We start from the raw sequence: 3,481 nt of genomic DNA, 5'->3' as shown, positions 1-3,481 counted from the left end.
AGATGGACAAGCTGACCCAGCAGAACGCGGCCATGGTGGAACAGGCGACCGCCGCCTGCGCCTCCCTCGACAGCGACACCCAGCAGCTCGGCGAGATCATCCAGCACTTCAAGGTGACGCATGCGGCTCCCGCTACCCAGATGAGAAGCGCGCCGGCTGCCGCCCATCGCGGCGCCCCCCACAGGGCAAAGGCACCCGAGCGCCAGCCCGAGCGCATGGCAGCCCAGAGACCCGTCACCCAGATGCGCACCACCGGATCGGGCGGCGCAGCCACCGCTGCCGCGATGGACGACTGGGAAGAGTTCTGAGCCAGTCGCCCGCCCGGCGCACCGATGAACGATGGAAAGGCCGGCGCAAGTTGGCCTTTTTCCGTTTCGATCCTTCGTTAGGTTGGACATTCTTGAGATAAGTAATGCCAACGGCCCTAACCACTGACCGCTATGGCGTATTCGCGATCGGCGATTGATCGAATGCGATTTTGATCGTTGGCGAAGAAGTTCCAGGTCCGGCAGAAGCGATCAACAATGTCACCTTAGCTGTCGAATACGCTGATGGCGGGCTTGTTCGATCACAGGTAGGCCCAATGCTGTCAATTGCATTGAGCTAGGGTGCGTAGGACGACAGGGTCAGGATCCGTGATGTTGTCCGGCACGTGAAGCGTCGCGGAACAGTGGCAGCCAGCGCCATCCATGATGAGAACTGCATGGGCGCCTTGCGCGACGACGCTCGATATCTCGGCGAGGTGTGCGTTCATCGTGGAAATGTTGACGAATATCATACCGCCTCGTACAGTCCGCCAAGACGCCATGAACTCAATGGACAGCCTGCGCAAAACGATCGCCCTCGATCACACGCTTATCGTGTCAGCGTTTCAGTCCAGCCTCGACTGGAGTAGTCCGATTCCACTCGTGATCGGACACACGATGCGGGTCGAACAATTCGCCAAGCTCATGGGACGCGATCGGGCGGCTGACGAGATAGCCCTGAATTCCCTGACAGCCCTCGCGCTTTGCAAAAGCGCGCTGTTCTTCGCGTTCTACGCCTTCCATCGTAACCGTCATCTTCAGTTTGTCCGCAAGGCCGACGACGGCTTGCACGATGGCGACGCTGTTGTTGTCACCGGGAAGTCGCCTGACGAAAGACTGATCAATTTTCAGTTTGTCGAAGGGGAACTGTGTCAGGTGGCTGAGGGACGAGTAGCCTGTTCCGAAATCGTCGAGTGAGACGCGGACACCGAGTTCGTGGATACCGTGCAGGTTGGCGTGGGTGCGGTCGGTGTCCTGGAGAAGAGCACTTTCGGTCACCTCCAGTTCAAGACGCGAGGACGGCAGTCCAGTCGCCGATAGGACCGCGGCTACCTTCTGAACGAGATCGATCTCGGTAAGTTGGTGAGCAGAGAGGTTCACGGCCACCGTGAACTCGCTTGGCCACGACAATGCCTCCCGGCATGCCACGGCAAGGACTTTTTGGCCGATCGTGCCGATGAGGCCGAGTTCTTCGGCAAGCGGTATAAAATCTGCCGGCGAGACCAAGCCTTTGGTGGGGTGCTGCCATCGTACCAGCGCTTCGGCGCCCTGGAACGCCCCTGTCGATGCGTCGATCTGCGGCTGATAATGAACCACGAACTCGTCACGTTGCAGGGCCAGCCTGAGGTCCATCTCCAGAGTACGACGCGCGAGCGCATCGAGAAGCATTTGCGGCTCGAATTTACAGATCCTGTTTCTCCCTGACTGCTTTGCGCGGTAGAGAGCGAGATCCGCATTGCTCGTTAGCTCGTCGCCTGTATCCCCATCGGTCTGCGAGTACGCGATACCGACACTGACCCCGATCTCGATCGTAAGCCCCTGCACGGCGTAGGGTTGGCGCAGTGACAGAACGGCTCGTTCTGCAATATCTCTTGCCCGGTCTTTTTCTTCAGGCAGCAGAAGCATGAATTCGTCCCCGCCAAGCCGGGCGATGGTGTCGCCCGGCTGAACGAGTTCCTCAAGCCGGACAGCGACCTGCTGCAGGACGAGATCACCGACGGAGTGCCCGAGCGTATCGTTGATCCATTTGAATCGGTCGAGATCCAGAGCCAGAAGGGCGAACGGATTTTGCGAGCGCTGCGGGTGATTGGCCTTGCGCGCCAAGAGCTCGTTGAAACGCAGACGATTTGTCAGCCCTGTCAGCGTGTCGGTATAGGCCAGACGTCGGAAGGTCGCCTCCATCTTCAGGCGTTCCCGCTGATCGCGGATCGCGACGACCGTCTGCTTGGCCGAGCCCACCGTCACCTCGCTGCGAAGAACGCGGACTGGGACGAGCTGGCCGTTGGCACCGATGAGTTCCGCATCACCTTCTTCGCGCAGACCCAGTTCCTGAAGGGCGGTGGTGGGCAGGAGCGTGCCGAGATCCTGTCCGATCAGATCGTCTCTGGTTCTTCCCGAAAGCTTCTGTAGACTGTCGTTGACGGCGGTGATGACGGCGCCGTCGCAGATCGCCAGCCCCTCGATAGCAAGGTTTGCCAGTTCCCTCAGTCGAGCCTGGTCACGGCGGGTCTGCGCCCGAGCGTTGAGCGTGAAGCGCAATCCGAGGAATGCCAGCGCCATGAGGCCGAGGCAGACGCCCGCAACGATCGGCGCGATGACGTTCGGCGCCATCGTATAGTCCGGCAAGCGAATGCGCGGATCGAACGTCAGTTGAATCGCCGTCATGCCGCCGAGGTGGAGGACGGCGATCGCCGCGAACAGCATGGGTGCGCCGAAGCGGCGCAGACTGCGATTCCGTTCGCCTGCCACAACCATCGCGATGCCGTTCATGACGAGGCTGGCGAGAACCGTTCCACCTGCCAGTCCGACGTCCCAGGACACCGTACCGGCGACGCGATAGCCGGCTTGTCCGACATAATGCAGAAGCGTGATCGAGAGGCCGAGGACGAGGCCAGCGAAAAACCTCAACCTGCGATCCCGTGTTCCGATCGCCAGACCGATGCCGACGCCGATTCCCGCGACCACGAAAACGAGCGAGAGGGCCGTGAGCAGGGGATCGAACCCCGACGCCATTCCCGGCTGAAACGCGAGCAGGGCGATCATGTGTGTCGCCCATGCCGTGCAGCCTGCGGAAAGAATCGCAAGAAACCCCCAGCGCTGCCTGGATGACTCTTCGGATCGACCGGCATGCTGGGCGAGCGAGAACGAGGCGTAGACACCGATCAGGCAGACGAACCCGGCAGCAGACAAAAGCCAGGGATCATGGTCCTGCTGGAGACATGTAAGAATTTGGTTCAAGATCGTTTCTCGATGGTCGCCGTCTCGGCCCCTCGCGGGCGTGCCTGTCTCATGCAGCTTCCTCCTCGATCGTCAGATCGCGCAGAAGGGTATGGATCTGGTCGCCGCTGAGGCGCGCGGGATCGAATCCGCTGGACGTGCCGACGGCCGCGAAACGCTCCGCATCACGATCGGACGTTCCCACGAACCCCATCGCCCAGTTCGGAAAGCTGCGTGTT

Annotated in this window: 1 protein-coding gene and 1 pseudogene; one reads left to right on the top strand and one right to left on the bottom strand. The window is 60.9% G+C overall.

The window, feature by feature from the left end; genetic code table 11:
• Nucleotides 1-308 (top strand): annotated as a pseudogene (locus DYI37_RS20100) (methyl-accepting chemotaxis protein); the annotation flags it as partial.
• Nucleotides 309-863: 555 nt separating this feature from the next.
• Here DYI37_RS20100 and DYI37_RS19665 read toward each other — a convergent pair.
• Nucleotides 864-3,263 (bottom strand): bifunctional diguanylate cyclase/phosphodiesterase, encoded by a 2,400-nt coding sequence (locus DYI37_RS19665; protein WP_245414021.1) that lies wholly within the window; start codon nucleotides 3,261-3,263, stop codon nucleotides 864-866.
• Nucleotides 3,264-3,481: the final 218 nt, after the last annotated feature.

Origin of the sequence: Fulvimarina endophytica (assembly GCF_003403015.1) — a bacterium.
GTDB classification, from domain to species: Bacteria; Pseudomonadota; Alphaproteobacteria; order Rhizobiales; family Rhizobiaceae; genus Fulvimarina; species Fulvimarina endophytica.
The sequence above is the reverse complement of the archived record's forward strand: the minus strand, read 5'-3'. Positions and strand labels throughout refer to the sequence as shown.